This window comes from Paracoccus sp. Z118 (genome assembly GCF_019061185.1).
GTDB lineage: Bacteria > Pseudomonadota > Alphaproteobacteria > Rhodobacterales > Rhodobacteraceae > Paracoccus.
Genome location: NZ_JAHQZU010000009.1, coordinates 49755 through 67407, shown reverse-complemented (window position 1 = coordinate 67407; position 17653 = coordinate 49755). Strand labels below are relative to the sequence as shown.

At 70.9% G+C, this 17653-nt stretch carries 21 protein-coding genes; all 21 read right to left on the bottom strand.

The features are described from left to right. Positions 1-89: 89 nt before the first annotated feature. Positions 90-1193, bottom strand: a complete 1104-nt coding sequence (locus KTN05_RS09655; RefSeq protein ID WP_371823322.1) for a hypothetical protein — start codon at positions 1191-1193, stop codon at positions 90-92. After that, positions 1190-1786 (bottom strand): hypothetical protein, encoded by a 597-nt coding sequence (locus KTN05_RS09650; RefSeq protein WP_217329189.1) that lies wholly within the window; start codon positions 1784-1786, stop codon positions 1190-1192. Before KTN05_RS09650 ends, KTN05_RS09655 begins: the two co-directional genes overlap by 4 nt. Then, positions 1783-2706, bottom strand: a complete 924-nt coding sequence (locus tag KTN05_RS09645) for a VWA domain-containing protein (RefSeq protein WP_217329188.1) — start codon at positions 2704-2706, stop codon at positions 1783-1785. The genes KTN05_RS09650 and KTN05_RS09645 overlap by 4 nt, the downstream gene beginning before the upstream one ends. Beyond that, the gene (locus tag KTN05_RS09640) at positions 2703-3644 is read right to left on the bottom strand and encodes a VWA domain-containing protein (protein WP_217329187.1); all 942 of its coding nucleotides are present in this window, start codon (positions 3642-3644) and stop codon (positions 2703-2705) included. Before KTN05_RS09640 ends, KTN05_RS09645 begins: the two co-directional genes overlap by 4 nt. Continuing rightward, positions 3641-3991 carry a hypothetical protein gene (locus KTN05_RS09635; RefSeq protein WP_217329186.1) on the bottom strand — a complete coding sequence of 117 codons (351 nt, stop codon included), beginning with the start codon at positions 3989-3991 and terminating at the stop codon, positions 3641-3643. Before KTN05_RS09635 ends, KTN05_RS09640 begins: the two co-directional genes overlap by 4 nt. Next, entirely contained in the window at positions 3988-4851 is an 864-nt protein-coding gene (locus tag KTN05_RS09630; protein WP_217329185.1) for a DUF58 domain-containing protein, read from the bottom strand. The genes KTN05_RS09635 and KTN05_RS09630 overlap by 4 nt, the downstream gene beginning before the upstream one ends. After that, positions 4835-5812: a MoxR family ATPase gene (locus tag KTN05_RS09625; protein WP_217329184.1), complete on the bottom strand. Its 978-nt coding sequence runs from the start codon at positions 5810-5812 to the stop codon at positions 4835-4837. The genes KTN05_RS09630 and KTN05_RS09625 overlap by 17 nt, the downstream gene beginning before the upstream one ends. A gap of 91 nt (positions 5813-5903) precedes the next feature. Continuing rightward, a complete protein-coding gene (locus KTN05_RS09620; protein ID WP_217329183.1) occupies positions 5904-6260 on the bottom strand; it encodes a hypothetical protein in 357 nt (118 codons plus the stop codon). 2 nt (positions 6261-6262) lie between these two features. After that, on the bottom strand, positions 6263-6904 hold the full coding sequence (locus tag KTN05_RS09615; protein ID WP_217329182.1) for a hypothetical protein: 642 nt from the start codon (positions 6902-6904) through the stop codon (positions 6263-6265). Further along, positions 6901-7587, bottom strand: coding sequence for a response regulator transcription factor (locus tag KTN05_RS09610; protein WP_217329181.1), 687 nt, complete (start codon positions 7585-7587; stop codon positions 6901-6903). The genes KTN05_RS09615 and KTN05_RS09610 overlap by 4 nt, the downstream gene beginning before the upstream one ends. Continuing rightward, positions 7587-9131, bottom strand: a complete 1545-nt coding sequence (locus tag KTN05_RS18670) for a HAMP domain-containing sensor histidine kinase (RefSeq protein WP_217329180.1) — start codon at positions 9129-9131, stop codon at positions 7587-7589. Before KTN05_RS18670 ends, KTN05_RS09610 begins: the two co-directional genes overlap by 1 nt. Next, a complete protein-coding gene (locus tag KTN05_RS09600; RefSeq protein WP_217329179.1) occupies positions 9128-10483 on the bottom strand; it encodes a HAMP domain-containing sensor histidine kinase in 1356 nt (451 codons plus the stop codon). The genes KTN05_RS18670 and KTN05_RS09600 overlap by 4 nt, the downstream gene beginning before the upstream one ends. Next, positions 10467-11630 carry an FIST N-terminal domain-containing protein gene (locus KTN05_RS09595; RefSeq protein ID WP_254368102.1) on the bottom strand — a complete coding sequence of 388 codons (1164 nt, stop codon included), beginning with the start codon at positions 11628-11630 and terminating at the stop codon, positions 10467-10469. The genes KTN05_RS09600 and KTN05_RS09595 overlap by 17 nt, the downstream gene beginning before the upstream one ends. Before the next feature lie 3 nt (positions 11631-11633). Continuing rightward, a complete protein-coding gene (locus KTN05_RS09590) occupies positions 11634-12308 on the bottom strand; it encodes a response regulator transcription factor (protein WP_254368101.1) in 675 nt (224 codons plus the stop codon). A 131-nt stretch (positions 12309-12439) separates the two neighbouring features. Further along, positions 12440-13045, bottom strand: a complete 606-nt coding sequence (locus KTN05_RS09585; protein ID WP_217329178.1) for a hypothetical protein — start codon at positions 13043-13045, stop codon at positions 12440-12442. After that, positions 13042-13845 carry an ABC transporter permease gene (locus KTN05_RS09580; protein ID WP_217329177.1) on the bottom strand — a complete coding sequence of 268 codons (804 nt, stop codon included), beginning with the start codon at positions 13843-13845 and terminating at the stop codon, positions 13042-13044. Before KTN05_RS09580 ends, KTN05_RS09585 begins: the two co-directional genes overlap by 4 nt. Then, the gene (locus tag KTN05_RS09575) at positions 13842-14600 is read right to left on the bottom strand and encodes an ATP-binding cassette domain-containing protein (protein WP_217329176.1); all 759 of its coding nucleotides are present in this window, start codon (positions 14598-14600) and stop codon (positions 13842-13844) included. The genes KTN05_RS09580 and KTN05_RS09575 overlap by 4 nt, the downstream gene beginning before the upstream one ends. After that, a complete protein-coding gene (locus KTN05_RS09570) occupies positions 14597-14848 on the bottom strand; it encodes a PepSY domain-containing protein (RefSeq protein ID WP_217329175.1) in 252 nt (83 codons plus the stop codon). The genes KTN05_RS09575 and KTN05_RS09570 overlap by 4 nt, the downstream gene beginning before the upstream one ends. Before the next feature lie 12 nt (positions 14849-14860). Further along, positions 14861-15295, bottom strand: coding sequence for a hypothetical protein (locus tag KTN05_RS09565; protein WP_371823321.1), 435 nt, complete (start codon positions 15293-15295; stop codon positions 14861-14863). A gap of 11 nt (positions 15296-15306) precedes the next feature. Then, positions 15307-16275, bottom strand: a complete 969-nt coding sequence (locus KTN05_RS09560) for a PQQ-dependent catabolism-associated beta-propeller protein (protein WP_217329173.1) — start codon at positions 16273-16275, stop codon at positions 15307-15309. Positions 16276-16291: 16 nt separating this feature from the next. Next, positions 16292-17485, bottom strand: coding sequence for an ABC transporter substrate-binding protein (locus KTN05_RS09555; protein WP_217329172.1), 1194 nt, complete (start codon positions 17483-17485; stop codon positions 16292-16294). Positions 17486-17653 lie beyond the last annotated feature (168 nt).

The window sequence follows — 17653 nt, the reverse complement described above, 5'->3', positions numbered from 1 at the left end:
AACGGCCGGTCCGGGCGGATTGCCGTCCGCCCGGACCGGCGCAAGTCCCGCGCGGCTGGCGCCGTAAGCAAACGACGCGCCCCGGCTTCCTAACCGCGTCCGGGCCGTCCGTAGATGCGCCGGTCAAGGGCGTGCCGCTCCGCCTCCGGCCTGCCGATTTCCTCGACGATCCGCCGCTGGGCCAGCAGATCGCCGCGCCGCCGCGCCTGCATCAGCCGCAGCCGCAGCAGCGGCGACCAACGGGCCCGAAGCCGGCCAAGGCCGCTGCGGGTCACATCCGGCGCCATCCGCCACAGCGCGACGCCCATCCCGCCCAGCAGCCCGGTCAGAGTCACGCCGGACAGCAGCGCGATCTGCCCCGCCTCGATCCGGCCCTTCGGCCTCTCACCCGTGTAGAAGCTCGCCAGACCGATCGCGAGCGGCGGGATCTGGACGGCGTCCAACCGATGCTCGCGCGTATTGAACCAGGGGATCGTCACCGGCTCCAGCATGCCCGGCTCGCCCGTATGCGGGCGGAACTGCCAGGTCCAGACCGCCTCGGCGACCGGGCCGTCGGCGGTGAGGGTCAGGTTCCGCTCGACCGGGGCGGCGAAGGTGATCAGCCAGTTCTCCGACACCACCGGCCGGGGCGGCAGATGCTCCGGCAGGGCGCCCAGCACCTTCAGCCGCACCGTGCGGGTGACAAGCTCGCCATCGGCGAGGCGGGCGGCATCGGTCGAAAGCTCGTCCGTCAGCTCCACCGCGCGGCCGGTCATGTGCCAGCCCTTCAGCGTCGGGAACTCCCCGACCGAAACCATCAGCGGCGGTGCCTTCACGGTCACGTGCTGCCGCTGGCTGGCCCGGTCGATGATCGTCAGACGATGCTCGGCCGGGCCGAACTGCAGCGTCCCGGCGCGGCGCGGCCAGATGGCGATCCGCCGCTCGAACACGATCCAGGGCAGGCCGTCGATCCGCTCCTCGCGCCAGTCGTCGGGGTGGGTCTGGATCCAGTCGAAGGCGTCGCCGGGCGCGATCACCAGATCCTCCAGCGCGATCTTGCGGTCATAGACCCCGCGGATCGTGACCTCGATCATCTCGCCCACCACCGGGTTCCGCGCCTCGGTCATCAGCGTCAGCGACAGGTTCCCCTCGGCCCGCAGCGCCCCGGCGAGCGGCCCGATGAGCAGGAGCAGGGACAGAAGGAACGCTCTCACCACGGATCCCCCTCCTCCGCGGCGACGAGGCCAAGCGACATGCGCCGTTTGTGCTCGGCCTCCAGCCGCATGCGCAGGAACTCGGCCGGATCATCGCTCAGCGCCTCCAGCCAGGCGGCATCGGCAACGCGCCGCCCGGAATCGAGCGGGCGGCCGAGCCGCTTGATCTCGTCCAGGGGCGAGCCGCCGGGTTCCGCGATCGCCTCGGCCGCGATCCGTCCGGCGGCGTTCGCCTCGCCCAGATGGGGCGGGATGAGGGCGTTCACTGCATTGCGGTTCTCTCGCGCCTCGCTGTCGGCCGGGTTCCCGAACAGCACGGCGTCGAAATAGGCCAGCGACAGCGGCAGATCGCCGGTCGCGGCGAGCGACAGGCCCCGGTTGTAGGTCGAGCCGCGCCCCGCCTGCCGGAAGGCGTCATCCGCCGCCGCATAGTCCCCGGCCCGGTAATGCGCGACGCCCGCGACCGCCGGGTCATCCAGCAGCGGCGCGGCAAGGCCCGGCAGGCCCAGCACGAGCAGCAGCTTCGCCATCGCCGCCCGCCCCGCGAGCAGGACGAGGACCGCGCCGGTTCCGGCCAGCAGCCCCCGGATCATCGCTGCCTCCGAAAAAGCGGCCAGAGCGCCAGCAGCGCCAGCAGCAGGATCGGCGGCCCGAAGTCGCGGAACGCCTGCCCGGCCGTGCTTTCCTCTGCCAGCCGCGCCGTGCGGGCCCGCGCGATCCGCGCCATCAGGTCGGGCACCGCCGCACTGGCGAAGGCGGCCCCGCCGCCGGCGGCTGCCAGCTGCTCCAGCGCCGCCCCATCGGCGGGCGGCGCGCCCTCGGCCGCGCGCGGCAGGGCGAGGGTCCAGACGCGGGCGCCGTCGGTCTTCATCCGCGCGGCCTCCTCGATCGCGCGGGGCGTGATGCCGCCGCCATCCGACAGCACCACCAGATCGGCGCCGCCAAGGCCCTGCACGTCCGGGGCCGCGAACAGGTCGCGCGACATCGACAGCGCGACGTCGGGGCGGCTGCCCGCGACCGGCACGATGCCCCGGTCCAGCACCGCGACCAGCCCCTGAAGGCTGGCCGCGTCGCTCGTCGGGGCCGAGGCAAGATAGGCGTCGCCGGCATAGAGCAGCACGCCCACGGGCCGCCCTTCGGCCCCCGCCAGCAGCTCCGCCGCGCGGGATCGCAGCTCGTTCAGCACGGATTCGTCGGCGACGACCGAGGGCGACAGGTCCAGCATCAGGATCAGCGGATCGAGCGCCCGGAATTCCGTCGCGCCGGGCCGCAGCACGGCAGGCCCGGACAGCGCGACCGCCAGCGCCCCGGCCGCGAGCCAGGGCAGCAGCGCCATGCGGCGTCCGCCGCCCTCGACCAGCAGGCCGAGCCCGCGCAGCGCCTTCAGCATCGACGGCTCGACCAGCGCCTCCCACCCGCCCGCCGCACCCCGGCGGCGCAGCCAGAGGAACAGCGCGGCCAGCGGCAGCAGCGCCAGCAACCAAAGCGGCCGCAGAAGGACGAAAGCCGTCATGCCAGCCGCCGCCACAGCGCAAGGCCCAGCAGCAGAAGCGCCGCCCCCGCCGGCCACGGCCACAGCGCGCGCGCCACCGCCACGGGCGGACGGGTCGAGGGGTTCGGCTCCAGCCGGTCCAGCGCCTCGGCCATCGCCTGCAGATCGCCGGTGGAGCGGACGCGGAACGTCTCGCCCCCCGACGCGCTCGCGATCTCGCGCAGCGTCGCCACGTCCACCGCGTCGCGGGCCGCGGGCCGGGTCTCCAGATCCTCGGGGCCGAGCGCGACGCTGTGGATGCGCACCCCGCGCTCGGCCGCCAGCCCGCCGACCTGCGCCGCGTCCAGCAGCTCGGCGGTATCGCGGCCATCCGATAGCAGCACGATCACGCGGCTTTCCGCGTCCCCTGCCAGAATGCGCTTCAGCGCCAGACCCAGCCCTTCCGAGATGTTGGTCGAGCGCCCGGAAATGCCGATCTCGGCCTCGTGCAGGGCGCGGGTGACGGCGGGCAGGTCATGGGTCAGCGGCGCGGCCACATAGGCGCGGTCGGCGAAGACCACCAGCCCCATCCGGTCCCCGCGCCGCGCCTCGATGAAGCTTTGGGCGACGCGCTTGACGGCGGCAAGGCGGGTGGTCGTCTCGCCGTCCAGCGCGAAATCCGGCGTCGCCATGCTGCCCGACATGTCGAGGGCGATCAGGATGTCGCGGCCCGAGGCGCTGCGATCCGGGGCCAGTTCCAGCCGCTGCGGCTGGGCCGAGGCCAGCACCAGAAGAACCCAGACGAGCCACAGCGCGACAAGCCCCCGCCGCCCGTCCGGGCCGGGACCGCGGACGCCCGCCGCGCGGACCCCGTCGGGCAGGATCATGGCAAGCCCCGGCGCGGGCCGGGGCGGCAGCAGCCGCGCCAGAAGCGGCAGCGCCAGCGCGAGCAGCATGAGCGGCGCGGCAAGCTGGATCATCGGCGCGCCCCGGCGCGGATCAGCGCCTCGATCCACGCGGGATCGGCGCACTGCCCGCTGTAAAGCGCGGCCCTTGCCTCGTCGGGCAGCGCAACGCCCCGTTCGCGGGCGATCCGGGCAAGGGCGAGCAGCCGCTCCCCCTCGGGCAGGGACGCGGCATGGCCGAGCCGCCCGGAAAGCGACGGGCGGCGCACGCGGCGCGACAGCAGCGGCGCGGCGAGCGTCAGGACCAGCGCGGCGAGCAGCAGCCCCAGCCCGAGCGCCAGCAGCAGGTCCCAGATCGTGAGCCGGGTGAACGCTTCGGGCAGGCGCGGGTCGTGCAGGGCGCCGACGATCTCGGGCGTCATGCCGGACCCCGATGGGTGGCGAGGCGGCGCACCTCCTGCCCCGGCATCGCCAGACGAGCGGCGCGGCGGTCGCGGTCCGGCGCCAGCCCGGCGAAGTCCGCCCAGCCCGCGCCCGCGCCATCCCGCACCGGCAGGGCCGTGGGCGGCGGCGCGGTCTCGAAGGCGTCCTCGACCAGCAGGACGCGCAGCGGACCGCGCGCCCGAAGCGCGGCCAGCGCCGCATCGAGATCGCGCCCCGGCCGGTCCAGCGCCGTCGCCAGCACCATCCCCGCGCCGCGCGGCACATGCCGGGCGACGGCGGCCAGATCGGGGGCCAGATCGCGCTGGCCATCCCGCCCGCCCCGCGCGCGCCGCAACGCGTCGCCATGCGCGCGGGCGAGAAGGCCCGCCACGCCGGCCATGCCGCGATGGCGCGGGCGCGGCGCCTGCACTTCGGGGCCGTGATCCGACAGCACCACCGCGCCGACAGCGCCGCCCGACAGGATCGCCCGCCAGCCGGCGATCACCAGCGCCTCGGCCGCCGCGACCGAGCGCAGCCGCGCCTTGGTGCCCCACAGCATCGGGCGGCGGAAATCGGCGATCAGCATCAGGCTGCGCTCGCGGTCCTCGTGGAAGCCCCTGATCTGCGGCGTGCCGCTGCGGGCGGTGGCGGCGGCGTCCAGATGGCGCAGGTCGTCCCCTTCGACATAGGGGCGGATCTCGCGGATCTCGTGTCCCTGGCCGCGCTTGCGAGTGGCGGTGGTGCCGGGCCGCTCGGCAAGGCTCGCCAGCTCGCGCGGGCCCCGCGCCGCCTGCGGCTCCAGCGCCATGAGCGCCGCTGCGCTCAGGCTCGCGGGGTCGGGATCACCACGGCCGGACATGAGTCACGAGCCGCCCGACCAGATCGCGGGAGGACAGCCCTTCCGACGTCGCCCGCCAGCTGGGGATCAGCCGGTGCGACATGACATCGCCCGCCAGCGCCTCGACATCCTCGGGCAGCGCGTGATCGCGGCCGTGAAGCGCGGCGCGGGCGCGGGCGCTTGCCGCCAGCGCGATGCTGCCGCGCGGCGAGACGGCATGTTCGACGAAACCTTCGAGCGGGCCGCCCGCCGTCTCGCGCGTGGCGACCACCAGCCGCACGATGAAATCCTTGAGCGCCGGGGCCAGATGAATGCCCGCCACCGCTTGCCGGGCGGCGCGGATCGCCTCGCCGCCCAGCCTGTCCGTTGTGGGGGCGCCCGGTCCGGCCTGCCCCTCGGCCTCGACCAGATCGAGGATCGCCCGTTCCGCCTCGGCTCCCGGCAGGCCGAGGTCGAGATGCAGCAGGAAACGGTCGAGCTGCGCCTCGGGCAGCGGGAAGGTGCCCTCGTGCTCGATGGAGTTCTGGGTGGCGACCACCATGAACGGATCGCTCAGCGCCCGCGTGGTGCCGCCCGCCGTGACCTGCGCCTCGCCCATCGCCTCCAGCAGGGCGGACTGCACCTTGGGCGGGGCGCGGTTGATCTCGTCCACCAGCACCAGTTCGTGGAAGATCGGGCCGGGCAGGAAGTCGAAGCGCCCCCCATCCGCCCGGAACACCTGCGTTCCGGTGATGTCCGAGGGCATCAGGTCGGGCGTGCACTGGATGCGGGCGAAACTGCCGCTCAGCCCCGCGGCAAGGCGCTTGACGGCGCGGGTCTTGGCAAGGCCCGGCGGGCCTTCGATCAGCACATGCCCGCCGGACAGGATGGCGGTCATCAGCCGCTCGACCAGCGCCTCATGGCCGACGAGGCCCGCCTGCACCGATTGCGCGAGGGCGATCACCGGCGCGAGCGAAGGGTCCTGTGTCACATCGTCCCTCATGGATCGGCGCCCCTCCGCAAGCATGACCGGATCGTGTCAGCCCTTGCCCGTTGAGGAAAGCTTTTCCGGCTCAGACTTTCGGCTGAGGCGCTCAGAAGCAGATCATCTCGGCCTCGGCCTGCGCCCGGCGCAGTTCCGCGAGCACGTCGCGCGCCGCCGGGGTTCCCCGGAACAGCGCCCCCCGCTCCCCCCCGCCCTGCCGCATCCGCATGACGGTTTCGGCGGCCACATAATCATCAAAGGGCAGGATCGTGGCGATCTGGTCGATCGAGCAGGCGCAGCGGCGCAGCACGTCCTGGCTCTGCCCGTTGGCCGCCATGCAGCCGAAGACATACTCGGCGCGGGCCTCGGTCGGGTAGTCGTTGACGAGATCCGCGCTGAGGCCGGCGGTCGGCGGCAGCGCCAGCAGCAGCGCGGCGAGGGCGGCGCGGATCGGGAAGGCAGGCATCCTCAGTCCTCCGTGACAAGTGTCATCTGTTCCAGATAGTCGGCCGCCCCGGCCTCGGCCCGCAGCTCCAGAAGCCGCGCCGGGTCCGCCGGGTCAAGCCGCAGGGCGATCCGCAGGTCGGCGAAACCGCCTAGGCGGTCGCGGTTCGGATCATCGGCAAAGGGCGCGAGCACGGCCTCCTCGCCGTGCGGGGGCAGGTCGGCGGCGGCCAGCGCCTCGACCATCCGGTTGCGCAGATAGAAGGGGCTGCCGCCGGTCGAGACGGCGAGATGGCGCACCACGTTCTCCAGAAAGAACAGCAGGACCGGATTGCCGCCCGCCGCCGGGAAGCCGGAGATCGGACGGCTCTCCCCCGCCTCGTCGGAATGGAGGATCAGCGTCCCGGCGCCATCGGGCGTCAGCCGCAACTCCGCGCCCTCAACGGCACGCGGCACGGGCAGGCCGCGGCCCGCGCCGGGGGCGACCGCGCCTTCCGGCTGCGCGGGGATGCTGCGGTCGTGGCGATAGCGCAGCGCCTCGCCCTGCGGCATGTCCGCCAGCAATCCCGGCGCCATGATCCGGTCCGTCAGCGGCCCGGCGGGGGCAACGCCAGGGGCCAATAACAGCAGCAGCGCCAGCCCGACGGCGCGCATCCGGTCGATCATCCCTCATCCTCCGACAGCGACAGCACGAATCCCCTGCCCCTCAGCGTGCGAAGCTGAAGCCCGTAAGGCGTGAAATTGCCCAGCTTGCGGCGCAGATAGCCGAGATAGACATCCACGACATTCTCGGTCGAGCCGCCCTGCGGCGCCCAGATCCGGTCGAAGATCTCGCCGCGGGTCAGCACGATGCCGGGGTTGGCAAGGAACAGCGTCAGCAGGTCGCCCTCGCGCTCGCTCATCGCGACGGGCTTGCCCGATCCGGTCGTCTGCCGGCTGGCCGGATCATAGACCAGCCCGCCCAGCGTCATCATCACCGGGCGCGGCGCGGCGCGGTGCAGTTGCACCTCGAGCCGGGCGAGCAGTTCCGAAAGCTGGAACGGCTTGACCACATAGTCCTGCGCCCCCGCCTCAAGCCCTTCGGCGCGGTCCTCGATCCGGGCCAGCGCGGACAGCATGATCGCCGGTATCCGCACTCCCCGCGCCCGCAGGTCGGCCAGCAGCGCGGCGCCGCTTTCGTCGCCCAGCATCATGTCGATGATCGCCGCGTCGCAGGGGGCCGAGCCGGCCAGCGCCAGCGCCGCCTCGGCCGTCTCGGCCCAGTCGGTCGTGTGCCCCGCCGAGGCAAGGCCCCGCTGAAGCAGCGAGGCGATGTCGGGATCATCCTCGACGACGAGAATACGCGCCATCACCCCTCCTCCCACATTGGCAGGCTCATCCGCAGGTGCAGCCCCTGCGGGGCGTCCACCGCAACCAGTTCGCCGTCCAGCGACGTCACGACCCAATGCGCCAGCGCCAGCCCGACGCCGAAGCCGTTGGGCGCGACCGACCGGCGGCCGAAACGGTCGAAGATCCGCGCCGCCTCGCCCGAGGGCAGGCCGAGGCCGTCGTCGGCGATGTCGATCACCGCCCGGTCCCCCTCGGCCCGGCCGGAGATGCGGACGGTCGCGCCGCGGCCCGCGTATTTCGAGGCGTTCTCCAGGAAGCCCGCGAAGACCTGCCGCAACCATTCGCCGTCCCCTGCGACCACCAACGGGGGCAGGTCCGTCTTGGCCGTGATCCCGGCCCGTTTCAGCACCGGCGCCAGATCGGACTGCGCCAGCGCCAAGGTCGGCGCAAGCTCGACCGGTTGCCGGACAAGCTCAAGCTGCCCGCTTTCCGAGCGGGCGATCCGCAGCAGATCCTCGATCCGTCGGAACAGCCGCTCGGCCCGGTTGCGCACGGTGTCGAACGCGGCCCGGACCTGCGGATCGGCGTGGCTGGCCGCAAGCTCCGCCTCGCCCATGATGACGGTCAGGGGCGTGCGCAGTTCGTGGCCAACATCGGCGTAGAAGCGGCGGCGGGTGGCGTCGATCCGCGCCAGCCGGGCATTGGCGGCGGACAGCGCCTCGGTTCGTTCCCCGACGATGGTTTCCAGCCGGTCGTAATCCTGCGCCAGCCGCTGCCGCCGCCGGTCGAGCCGCCGCGCCATCTGCCGCATCCGCGCGAACATCAGTCCCAGCTCGTCATGCCCCCGCGCCGCCGCCGGAAGCTGGCCCAGCGCCAGCCGCTCAGCGTCGCGGGTGGCATGGCCGAGGCGGTCGAACAGCGGCCGCAGCATCCCCAGATACAGGCCGACCAGCACCAGCGGCGCAAGGATGGCGATGCCGATCGCCGCCCCGGACAGCGGCCGCGACAGATCGTCCATCCGCGCCAGTGCGAGATCGCGGCGGCGCATCTCCTGCTCGGCCTGACGGGCGGCCAGCACGGGGGCCTGCGCGCCGTAGAAGGCGATGGCGGCCTCGCCGGCGGCGCTGCCGGGCGGGTTCTGTTCGAGCGCGCGTTGCATTTGCAGGAACATCCCCCGCAGCCGCGCGACCGTGGCGACCTGCGCGGCCCGCAGGTCACGCTCTCGCCCATCGGGCGCAAGGGCCAGATCCTCGGCCACCATCCGGTCCAGATCCTCCAGCGTCGCCAGAACCGGCGCCGGGTCGCGGGCGGACCCCGCGCGGGCCGTGCCGGTCATCAGCCAGCCGAGCATCCAGTCGTTGACCCGCGCGCTGTGGGCGGCATAGCCATCGACCCGGCGCTGCGCCGCCATCGCATCGGCCGCAAGCGCGCGGGTGCGCGCCAGACCATAGACCGCCATCACCGCAGCCAGCACGGCCAGCAGCGCGAGCGCGGCCGCCCCGAGCCACAACCGGCCGCGCAGGCTCGGCCGCGAGAACAGCGGCCCGAGGGACGCCTGCCTCACTGGCATCGGATCAACGCGGCCCTCAGCGCCCGGCGCAGTTCGTCTTCGGCGACGGGTTTTTCCAGCACCTCCACATCCAGCCCGCGGGCCTCGTGGCGGATGGCGCCCACCGTCTCGGCCGAGATGATGAGCGCGGCGATCCGTTTCCCGCGCTCGGCGATCAAGGCTTCAAGCGCGGCGATGCCCGTCTCGCCATTGTCCAGCCGGTAGTCGGTCAGCACCAGGTCGGGCGGCTCGGCGCGGGCCGCCGCAAGGGCGGTGGCGATGTCGCCGATGGCCCGGACCTCCATGCCCCAGCCGCCGAGCAGCATGGCATAGGCCCGCCGCATGGCCGGATCGTTCTCGACCACGAGTATCCGCAGCCCGTGCAGATCATCCGGCAGCCTGCCATCCGCCGCCCCCTGCGGCCGCAGCGCGATCTCCTCGGATGAGACGCGCTTCAGCCCGACCCGGAACACCGATCCCGTGCCGTGGTCGGACAGCAGTTCCAGCGGATGGCCGAGCTGCTCGCAGGCGCGGCGCACGATCGACAGCCCCAGCCCGGTCCCCGGCTGCTTGGCGCGGGAGAGGCGCTCGAACTCGTTGAAGATGCGGTCCTGGTCGGACTTGGCGATGCCCGGCCCCTGATCCAGCACCTCCAGCCAGACCCGGTCGCCCCGGTGACGCAGCCCCACCAGCACCCTGGAGCCGGAGGTGTATTTCAGCGCGTTGGCGATCAGGTTCTGCACGATCTGGCGCAGATAGACCGGATCGCTTTCGACCGCGGCGCGGGTCGGCACGAAGCGCAGGTCGATCCCGCGCGCGTTCGCAAGCGGTTGCAGGTCGATCAGCAGGCGCCGGAACAGCCGCCCCATGGCAACGGGCGCCATGTGCATCTGGAAATTCTGGCTGTCCAGCCGGGCGATGTTCGACAGGGCCTGAATCAGCTCGTCGGCGGAATCGATGGTCGCGATCAGATGCGAGACCAGATCGCGCTGGTGGGTGTCCTGCGACAGTTCGGCCAGATGGGACAGGAACAGCTTGGCCGCGGACAGCGGTTGCAGCAGGTCGTGGCTCGCCGCGCGCAGAAAGCGGGACTTGGCGCGGTTCGCCTGATCCGCGACCTCGCGGGCGGAGGCAAGCTCGGCGTTGCTGGCCGCCAGCTCCTGCATGGTCCGTTCCAGATCGCGGTTGCGGGCCAGCACCTCGCGCTCCAGCACGGCGGTCGCGCGGGTCAGGGCCCAGGCGGGGCCGCGGGCCTCCTCGACGCGCTCGATCCGCTGCATCAACGCGGCGTTGATCCGCTCCAGCTTCTGAATGCGGCGCTCCGGAGGCTCGGCTGGTGGAACGTGCAGGTCAGTCGCGCTTGTCATGAGGGCCATCATTCGGTCGGCGGTCCACGAAGGCGAGTCCGACAAAGGTCTGGTTCACATGGATGCCGCCATGCTGCTCGCCATAGGTGTTGAAGCCGGCGATGCGGAAATCGCGGCAGAGCGCGGCCACCGCCTCCTGCTCGCCCGCCTGCTCGATGGCGATGCGGCGCATGATGCAGTCGAACCCCAGAACCAGCTCGGCCGGGCCGAGCCGCTCCATCCGGGCGCTGAAACCGTCGATGAGGCCCTGCGCCCGTCCGATCGACAGCACCGCCCCCGTCTCGACCGAGGACATCAGCGTCAGCCCGCCGTCGGGCGTCACCGCGCTGATCGCGCGGACATAATGCCGCCCGCCCGAGCGTTCGAGCAGCGGGTTGTGGGCGAAGGCGCTGGGGCCGAGATCCGCGACGGCGACGCCGATCTGGCGGGCGTATTCCGCCGCCGCCGGCTCGGCGTCGATCTCGGTCAGCAGGCGGTTGTCGGGATCGGCATGGGTCACGACCATCCGCGTGCCGACGGCGCTGAAGTGGTCGTAAACCACCTCCTCGACGGCGAAATCGGTCGAGACCATGCAGAACAGCGCGCTTTCCGGCCGCGCCTCGCCGTTCATGGCAAGCTGCGTCTGATCGAACCGCAGCCCGTCCGCCGCCGATCCGCCCAGCACCAGAAGCTCGGGCACGGCGGCATCGACGGTCGCGGCGACAAGCTCCTCGCGCCCGCTCAGCCCGTCGATGAGCAGAAGCCCGAAGCGCGAGCGGTCCGGCTGCGCCGGCACCCGCCCGGCAAGGTCGCGCAGCGCGGCCATCCAGTCCAGCGCGAGATGCTGGCGCAGCCGCGACAGCCAGACCGCTTCGGCCCGGAAAGATCCGGCGGGAAAGCCGATGGCGATCACGCCCTCATCGGCATAGCCGGAAAAGTCGAACGCGCCCGCCGACGAGCAGCCCAGCACGCAGCAGTCCGGCCCGAAACGCGCCGACAGCCGCCCCGACAGCGGCGCGACCTGCGCGCCGTCGGCGGCGAAGAACAGGATCAGGCTGGGGCCGAGACCGGCGAGGCCGGCGACGATCCCCGCCTCGACCGCGTCGATCTCGCCTCGGGCGGCCACGACCTGCGGGCGGCGGATTGTTCCGGCGTTCATCTGCATCATCGGTCAGCGGCTGAACAGCCGCGCCTTGCTGGCCAGCAGCGCGGCCTGGGTGCGGTTGCGCACGTTGATCTTGGACATGATCGCCGCGACATGGGTCTTGACCGTGGCCTCGGCGATCGACAGCTCGTAGCTGATGATCTTGTTCGGCCGGCCCTGACAGATCAGCCGCAGGATGTTCATCTGCTGCGGCGTCAGCGTCGCGAAGGCCTGCGCCAGCTGCGCGGCCTCCTCATCCTCGTCGTCGGGATCATAGCCTTCGGGCAGGACGATCTGGCCGTTCCACATGACGCGGAACGCGGCGATGAGCTCGGCGCGCGGCATCGACTTGCCGACATAACCGCAAGCCCCCGCCCCGATCACCGCCGCGACCATGCCCTGATCCACCTCGGCCGAGATGACCGTGACCGGCGCGCCCTGGCTGCGGACGCTCAGGCTGACGACCCCTTCGACCCCCGCCACGTCCGGCAGGTTGAGGTCCAGCACCACGGCATCGGGCGCCCCTTCTTCGCGGATCGAGGCTTCGGCGGCGGCAAGACTCGCCGCCATGCGGACCCGCGCCAGCCCGAATCCCGCCGTCAGCGTCATCGACAGCGCCTCGCACATGAGCGGATGATCGTCCACGATCAGCACGTCGCGGACCTTGCGTCCGGTCAGCCCAGACCCACACGCCCCGTTCAAGCGTTGGTGTTCTATTGTCACCTCCCTCGTCTCGAACCGCTCCCACGGTTCGGCAGGGATGTTAGGCCATTCTTAATAAGAAGCGAGTATATAATTCCCGCCCCCGTCCCGCCTTGTGAAAAGACGGCGGTTCAGGGCTGTTTCGGAAGCCTCCCGGCGATCATCCGGCCAAGGGCGAAGGCCCGCTGCTCCAGCACGACCGGGGTTTCGCAGACATAGGTCAGCGCCTGCTGCCGATCCTGGAAGATGCGCGTGGACCAGTCGATCTCTGCTTCCAGCCTGTCGATGGCGTCGAAATCCTGCGGCTCGGCGTCCAGCAACTGCTGGAAGCTGTGCCGCTTGTCCTCGATCTGGCTGTCCAGCGCCTCCTGCTGGTGGGCATAGCGGGTGATCCCGGCCATGACCCGGCCACGCGCCGTCTGGATAGGCTCGAACGCGGCGAGGAACAGCGCCGTCAGATCCTCGGCGCTCGCGCCCTCGGCAAAGCCTGCGACCATCGCCTCGGCCTCTTCCAGCGAGGTGCGGCGCAGCGCGATCGCCTCGCCGAGCTGCCGGATCTCGGGCGCGTCGGCCCGCGCCTCGATCGCCTCGTCCACGGGCGGGCCGGCCCAGAGCTGCGCCACGGAAAGCTGCGGCTGCCGGCGCTGGATGCAGGGCCAGTCGGGATCGACCGGGCCTGCCGCATGGCCGGCCAGCGGCAGCGCCAGCGCCGCCGCGAGCGTCAGATATCGGATCATCCCCTTCCCCCCTTCCGGCCGCGCCAGAGGCCCTTGGCCGGATCATACATGAAGATCGTGCCGCCGAAGAACAGCAGCAGACAGCCCAGCACCACGGCCAGGGACAGCGGTGCAAGCTGACCGTAAAGCGCGAAGCGGATCAACTCGACCGAATGGGTGAAGGGGTTCAGCGCGCAGATGTCGTGCAGCAAGGGGCTCGATTCCCGCATCCGCCACAGCGGGTAAAGCGCGGACGAGGCGAAGAACATCGGGAAGATCACGAAGTTCATCACCCCCGCGAAATTCTCAAGCTGGCGGATGGTCGATGAGATCAGCAGCCCAAGCGAGCCGAGCATCAGCCCCGCCAGCACCAGCGCGGGCAGCACGGTCAGATAGCCGATGGCGGGCGGGCGAATCCCCCAGAGCCAGGCGATCAGCAGGAAGGCATAGACCTGAAGCACCGCGACCAGCACCGCCGACAGCAGCTTGGACCCCAGCAGGAACCAGCGCGGGAACGGGCTGACCAGCAGGCTGCGCATCGCCCCCGTCTCGCGGTCATAGACCATCGACAGCGAGCTTTGCATCCCGGCGAACAGCAGGATCATGCCGCAGAGGCCGGGGGTGACATAGACCTCATACAGCACATAGGTCCGGTAGGGCGGCGTGATCGACAGGCCCAGCACCGACCGGAACCCCGCCGCGAAGATGAACAGCCAGACCAGCGGGCGCACGAGCGCGGCGAGGAACCGCTCGCGCTGGCGGGTGAAGCGCAGGAACTCGCGCCGGGCGATCCCGGCAAAGGCGATGGAGGCGCCCCTCATGCCTGCGCCCCTGTCATGGCGAGGAAGGCCGCGCCAAGGTCGCCGCCCGATGCCAGCGCCTCGGCGGTGGTGTCGGCCAGCACCCTGCCGCGATGCAGGATGACGACATGATCCTGCGGCGCGACCTCCTCGAAGATGTGGGTCGCCAGCAGGACCGAGACGCCCTCGTCGGAGATCAGCCGCCGGATCAGCGCCAGAAGCTCGGCCCGCGCGCGGATGTCGAGCCCCGCCGTCGCCTCGTCCAGCAGCAGCAGCTCAGGCCCGTGCAGCAGCGCCCGCGCCACCTCGGCCCGGCGTTGCTGCCCGCCGGAAAGGGTGCTGACCCGCGCCCCCGATTTTTCGGACAGGCCGACCAGTTCCAGAACCTCCCCGGCGCGAACCCGCGCGACGCGCCCGCCCATTCCGTGCAGCGCCGCATGATAGGCGAGGTTCTGGGCAAGCGTCAGGTCGCCGTCCAGCGCCCGGCTCTGGAACACCACGCCCAGACGCGCCAGCGCCTTTCCCGGCGCGCGGCGGGCGTCATGGCCGGCCACCACGATCCGCCCCGAGGTGCTGTCGTAGAGGCGGCAGATCAGCGAGAACAGCGTCGTCTTGCCCGCGCCGTTCACGCCAAGAAGGGCGCAGAACGCGCCCTTCGGGACCGTGAAGCTGACATCATCCAGCGCCGTGACCCGGCCGAAGCGGTGGCTGACCCCCGCGATGACCAGCGCATCGGCGTCTGGCGCCGCCGAAGCGGCGCCGGAGGGCTGCGTCATTCCTTGCGGCGCTCCTTCTCGGTGAAGTCGGCGTTCAGCTTCACGTCATACTGGCCATCGGCGCAGATCACGTCGTCGAGGTCGAAGCTGCCGTCATCCTCCACCTCGATGTTGTCGCTGTCCACCTCGCAGGTCATGGCCGCCAGCGCCTCGTCGATCCGGGCGATCTGCTCCGGGGTGGCCTCGTCATTGGCAAAGGCCGGGGCCGCGAAAGCCGCGATCACGGCGGCAAGAACAATCTTCTTCATGGGTCGCTCTCCTTACTGGATGTTGAAGACGGCTTTCTGGGTGTCGCCGGACGAGCCGGGGATCGACAGGGTGTAGCTGCCGGGGGTGATGGCGATGAAGCTGATCTCGGCCTCGCCCGCCGCATCGAATTCCAGCGAATGCACGCCCATCGGCCGCACTTCGATGCTGTTGATGACGATCTCGTTGATCCAGACCGCGCGGAAGAAATCGCCGCCCGACAGCGCGAGTTCGGCCGACCCGTCCGCCACGATGTTCATCTTGTAATAGGTGCCCGACTTCAGGTCATAGGGCGCGTCCTGCACCGGCTTGCCCGAGCCGAGCGTCAGCGGCGGCAGCTCCACCCGGTTCGCCTTGCCCATCAGCCCGGCGAAACCATAGTCGAATTGCTGCGCGACACCCGCGCCCGCGGTCAGCGCCAGTGCGGCGGCCAGAAAAACTGCTTTCATCATTCCCTCCCTCATTCCGATTTCACCGCGACGACGCCCCAGGGCTGTTCGCCCACCTGGACCGAGACCGTCACCTCGTCCCTGGCGACATCGATCACCGAGATGTCGTTGGAGTTGCCGTTGGTGGTATAAAGAAACTGGCCGTCCGGCGAGAAGCCGAGCTGCCAGACCCGCTGTCCGACCAGCAGATAATCCGTGACCTCAAGGCTCGGCACGTCGATCACTGCGACCCGGTTCGCCGGGCCGAGCGCGACATAGGCCTTGGTCCCGTCCGCCGTCACCCGCATCCCGACCGGCTGCAGCGCTTCGGGCAGCACGCCCGGCACCTCGAAGGTGATCTTCTTCGTGATCTCGTTCGCGGTGGTGTCGATCGCGGAAACCGTCCCGCCGATTTCGGCGGTCACGAACAGGATGCTGCCGTCGGGCGTGTATTCGGCGAAGCGCGGGCGGCTGTCCACCAGCACGTTGGCGACGATCTCGTAGGTCTCGGTGTCGATCAGGTGGGCCATGTTCGTCGTCTCGGACGTGTTCACCACGATGCTGCCATCGGGGCTGACGCCCATGCCTTCCGGCTCCACCCCCACCGGAATCTCGGCCAGCACCTGCCGGGTCTCGACATCGACGACGGTGACGATGTTGTCGTCCTCGTTGGCGATGAACAGCTTCTTGCCATCGGGATGCATCACGAACAGCTCGGGGTCCGGCCCCGAGGGCAGCGAGGGCAGTTCCTCGTAGGTGGCGGCGTCATAGACCCGCACCAGATTGTCGTCGGACGCGCAGACATAGATGGTCTTGCCATCCGGCGACGCGGTGATCCCGCGCGGGCGCTGCATCCCGGTGATCGTGTGGATCACCTCAAGGCTGCCCGCGTCCAGAACCGAGATCGAGTTCCCCTTCTCGTTCGAGACGAAGATCTTGTCGGCAAAGGCCGGTCCGGCCAGCAGCGCCGCCGACGATGCCAGTGCGGCAATCATTCTCATTCGGATCCCCCCGTTTCTATTTCGTGCATTCCGTCTCGGGCCGATCGATCCCGAGCGTGTCGAGCTGGCTCACCTGATGCAGGAACTCCTCCTGCGGGCTGACCGAGGCGACCACGCGGTCCGCCGTCAACAGCACCGGCTGGCGCAGTTGCCCGTCCCAGTCGCGGAAGGTCAGCTTCTGCCCCTTGAAGGCGGCCAGATCGAAATCGGGCGACAGGATGAACTCGCGCACCGCGGCGAAATCGCCGCCCTGCGTGCGGGTCGCGGCCTCGCCCAGAACGCGCAGGGCGGTCCAGACCTGATAATCCTCGTCCCGCGCCGGGCGGTTGTTCTGCTTCTCGAACCGCGACTGGAACTGCGTGGCGCCCCACGCCTCATGCGCCGGATGCCAAGTCTGCGGGACCAGCCCGGCCGAACCGGTCACGGGCCGCGCATCCCAGGTGTGATAGGGCAGCCAGTCGGCAAAGACGCCCGAATGATCGGCGGCAACGACCACGTGATGATCCGCCGCGCGCTGGGTGAAGACCGGCATCTGCGCCTGCACCTGCACATGGCCGGAATCGGTGCGCCGGGCACCACCGGTATCCTCATAGACCCGCTCCTCGACGATCCGGGCGCCGAACTTCTCGGCGGCGCGGCGGTAGGCTTGCGCGAGCGCCTGATCCTCGGGGTGGCTGCCTTCGATCAGGAACCAGTCGGTCCAGCGCTTCCAGACGAGATACTGCGCCAGCGCATCCGCCAGCATCGCGTCGGAGGGCGCGACATGCAGCATGTTCGCCCGGCACTCCGCCCCGCGCAGCCGGTCGTCGGTCGAGGCGGCGTTGACGACCAAGGCCTCCTCCCCCGCCAGATCGCGGGCGACATCCGCCAGCCTCACCGTCATCCCGGCATCCGCGAGGGTGACGATATAGGGAATCCCGGCCTCGATCAGCCGCCGCATCTCGGCCTCGGCCGTTTCCGGCGTGGCGATCACGGTTTCGGTGGTGAATGTCTGGCCCAGGAAACCGCCGGTCGTGGCATTGTCCGCGGTGCCGAGCGCGCCCCCGGCGAAGCCCAGATCCTCGGGCGGCAGGTCCAGCCGCGAGATCGGCATCGGACCCGGCGCATCCACGCGCAGCACGGCCGCGCGATATTCCACCTCTGCCAGAGCGGCCCCCGGCAGCACCAGTGCCAGACAGATTCCGGCCCCTGCAAGCGTCGTTCGTCTCATGCTGTCCTCCCCCGTGCATTGGGGCACAGCGGCGGGCCGGGGCAAAGCATTAAACGCTCATAAGTTTTTCATAAGTCAATGTTTTCCAAGGCGCTAATACCTTTGGCTGACAAGTGCGGAGACCTCGCGCCGGTGGGGTGCGAGGCCTCTTTCCGGGGCGATGCGACC

Coding starts and splice junctions, on each gene's coding strand:
- KTN05_RS09580 (WP_217329177.1), bottom strand. CDS start 13,845: ATGAGGGGCGCCTCCATCGCCTTTGCCGGGATCGCCCGGCGCGAGTTC.
- KTN05_RS09635 (WP_217329186.1), bottom strand. CDS start 3,991: ATGACGCCCGAGATCGTCGGCGCCCTGCACGACCCGCGCCTGCCCGAA.
- KTN05_RS09630 (WP_217329185.1), bottom strand. CDS start 4,851: ATGTCCGGCCGTGGTGATCCCGACCCCGCGAGCCTGAGCGCAGCGGCG.
- KTN05_RS09585 (WP_217329178.1), bottom strand. CDS start 13,045: ATGATCCGATATCTGACGCTCGCGGCGGCGCTGGCGCTGCCGCTGGCC.
- KTN05_RS09575 (WP_217329176.1), bottom strand. CDS start 14,600: ATGACGCAGCCCTCCGGCGCCGCTTCGGCGGCGCCAGACGCCGATGCG.
- KTN05_RS09645 (WP_217329188.1), bottom strand. CDS start 2,706: ATGACGGCTTTCGTCCTTCTGCGGCCGCTTTGGTTGCTGGCGCTGCTG.
- KTN05_RS09650 (WP_217329189.1), bottom strand. CDS start 1,786: ATGATCCGGGGGCTGCTGGCCGGAACCGGCGCGGTCCTCGTCCTGCTC.
- KTN05_RS09625 (WP_217329184.1), bottom strand. CDS start 5,812: ATGAGGGACGATGTGACACAGGACCCTTCGCTCGCGCCGGTGATCGCC.
- KTN05_RS09600 (WP_217329179.1), bottom strand. CDS start 10,483: ATGACAAGCGCGACTGACCTGCACGTTCCACCAGCCGAGCCTCCGGAG.
- KTN05_RS09565 (WP_371823321.1), bottom strand. CDS start 15,295: ATGAAAGCAGTTTTTCTGGCCGCCGCACTGGCGCTGACCGCGGGCGCG.
- KTN05_RS09555 (WP_217329172.1), bottom strand. CDS start 17,485: ATGAGACGAACGACGCTTGCAGGGGCCGGAATCTGTCTGGCACTGGTG.
- KTN05_RS09570 (WP_217329175.1), bottom strand. CDS start 14,848: ATGAAGAAGATTGTTCTTGCCGCCGTGATCGCGGCTTTCGCGGCCCCG.
- KTN05_RS09615 (WP_217329182.1), bottom strand. CDS start 6,904: ATGATCGACCGGATGCGCGCCGTCGGGCTGGCGCTGCTGCTGTTATTG.
- KTN05_RS09595 (WP_254368102.1), bottom strand. CDS start 11,630: ATGATGCAGATGAACGCCGGAACAATCCGCCGCCCGCAGGTCGTGGCC.
- KTN05_RS09560 (WP_217329173.1), bottom strand. CDS start 16,275: ATGAGAATGATTGCCGCACTGGCATCGTCGGCGGCGCTGCTGGCCGGA.
- KTN05_RS09610 (WP_217329181.1), bottom strand. CDS start 7,587: ATGGCGCGTATTCTCGTCGTCGAGGATGATCCCGACATCGCCTCGCTG.
- KTN05_RS09620 (WP_217329183.1), bottom strand. CDS start 6,260: ATGCCTGCCTTCCCGATCCGCGCCGCCCTCGCCGCGCTGCTGCTGGCG.
- KTN05_RS09640 (WP_217329187.1), bottom strand. CDS start 3,644: ATGATCCAGCTTGCCGCGCCGCTCATGCTGCTCGCGCTGGCGCTGCCG.